Origin of the sequence: Desulfovibrio sp. 1214_IL3152 (assembly GCF_036763055.1) — a bacterium.
Taxonomy (GTDB): Bacteria; Desulfobacterota; Desulfovibrionia; order Desulfovibrionales; family Desulfovibrionaceae; genus Desulfovibrio.
In genome coordinates, this window is the sequence record NZ_JBAIYW010000488.1 from 1 (window position 1) to 2,061 (window position 2,061).

Annotated in this window: 2 protein-coding genes; both read right to left on the bottom strand. The window is 57.4% G+C overall.

The features are described 5' to 3' along the window. Nucleotides 1-115: 115 nt before the first annotated feature. Nucleotides 116-916 carry a DUF169 domain-containing protein gene (locus V6C07_RS10405; RefSeq protein ID WP_333536395.1) on the bottom strand — a complete coding sequence of 267 codons (801 nt, stop codon included), beginning with the start codon at nt 914-916 and terminating at the stop codon, nt 116-118. Between the two features lie 262 nt (nt 917-1,178). Then, nucleotides 1,179-2,061 (bottom strand): FAD-dependent oxidoreductase (locus tag V6C07_RS10410; RefSeq protein ID WP_333536396.1); only part of this gene is annotated, 883 nt, incomplete at its 5' end.

Genomic DNA, 2,061 nt, shown 5'->3' on the forward strand with positions numbered 1-2,061 from the left:
TATGCGCGCCAGCCTTGGCTGCCGAACCGCAGGCCGGCACAAAAAGCCGGGCGGCCCTCTGCCGGGCCGCCCGTCCATTTCAAGGCAGCGCCTCAGCGGGCGCGCCACTTGCCGATCATTGTGCCGATTCCAGACATTCGCCGCGCTTGTACACTATCATATTGCAGTTTTTGCAAATGGCGGCACCGGGGAAGTTTTCTCCGGTTCGGGTTATGGCCCCTGTTCCATGCTCGTTAATGCGCGTGACAAGGCGTTGCACCAGGGGTTCAAGGTGCGCGCCGGGGACAAAGAAGTTCAACTCGCCGCGCTCCGTCTTGCCGGAGTTATAGCTGCCGCTGCACGCGGTGCATACGTTGGCGGTCTGTTCCAGGTAGGTATACACGTTTCCGGCACAGGCCGAGGAATTCATGGTGATATTGGTGCGCAGCGGGTGCACGTCCATTGCAGCCATATAGTCCACGGCCAGGTGATAGGCCTGCATGTTGTCACAGTAAAAATGCACGGTGTCGGGCGGAAAATACGTGTCCGCGAGGGGTGACACGGCTATGGCCTTCAGCGTGCCTTCGGGCAGGCGCGGCTTGGATTTCACAAAGCGTTCCGCCTGTTCAAGGTCTTTGGCGTATTTTTTGTGACTGAGCACCTCGGCCTGATCAAAACCTTTCCAGCCAAAGGAATACAGCCCGTTGGGGCAACCCAGTTTTTCCTTGCGCACCAGCAGGGTCTGCCCGGTCATGCGCGGACCTATCTCATACTGGCAAAAGGTCAGATTGCGGTCTGAGGTAAAGAATTCCACATTTTCCTTGAATTCTTTCAATTGCCCGTCATCAAAGAAAAATTTGACGGCCACGGGAAAATGGGTGAGGCGAAGCGCGTCCATAAGGATATCGTGCATTTCCGCAAACGAAAGCTTGGTCATGAAAAGCTCCTGAATATGTTCTTTAGAACAATTTCACTTTGAAATTGCTCTGGCGGCTGCGTGAGCAGACGTTCGCTACGGAGGCGTAAGCGCAGTTTATCTGCGCGGTTAAACGCCGAAGTGAGCGTGCCTTAAACTTTGAGAATGTATATTCTCAAAGTTAATCTGCTCTATGAACCGGTATGATCTTTTTGCAGGCGAGGCTGCTTTTGTGGCGGCATTACAGGGCGCAGCCGGGCATGTGCCGGCGCTTTCCGCATGCTCAGACCAGATAGCTGTCATCCATGCTTGCCCGTATGTACTTGCCCGTGGCCGGGTCGATCATTTCAATAAAGCCGCACGGGCATTCGTCCATGCAATGGCGGCAACCCTTGCAGTCCGAGGTGGCAAGAGCGGCGCTGTCGCCCTTGAGACGGCCCTTGAGCGGCATAACGTTTTCACCGCAGACATTCCAGCAGTTGCCGCAGTCAAAACAAAGCCCGCAGCTCATGCAGCGGGCGCATTCTTCAATGATACTGCGTTCATCAAGGGTTGCCACAACCTCCCGCCGCAGATCGGCCATGCGCTCGGCAAGAGGAAGGGCAGCAGTCTCGTTGCGGCTGCTGGCGGCATAGTGGTCGTAATAGATGCTGAATTTATTGGCGATAACGGCTTTTTCCTCCACAGGCAGCGGCGTGCCGCGCAATTTGGCGTCAATGGCCGCTGCCGCCATTCTGCCCTGGTAAATGGAGGTGGTGACAAGGCTCAGACCCAGGGCATCGCCGCCGGAATACACGCCGTCTTTGGCCGTGGCGCCCGTGCTGTCAGCCCGTATCCAACCCCTGCCGGAATCCAGGCTTTCAAAGCCCTGCATGCAGGGAACCTGGCCGATGGCGGCGATTACGGCCGTGGCGGCAAGTTCCGTAAAGTCGTTTTCCACAGGTTCCGGGCGCCTTCTGCCGGAGGCGTCAGGTTCCCCCAGGCGCATGTTCTGGCACTTCATGCCCGTGATCATGTCGCCCTGGCGCAGCAGTTCCGCCGGTGCGGCAAGAAAACGGAACGTCACGCCCTCTTCTTCAGCCTCGACGATTTCGCTTTCTATGGCGGGCATTTCATTGCGCGTACGCCGGTACACCATGACAACCTCGGCCCCCAGGCGGCGGCAA

Excerpts from the sequence above, each read along its gene's own strand:
- V6C07_RS10405 (WP_333536395.1), bottom strand. The coding sequence starts at position 916 with ATGACCAAGCTTTCGTTTGCGGAAATGCACGATATCCTTATGGACGCG.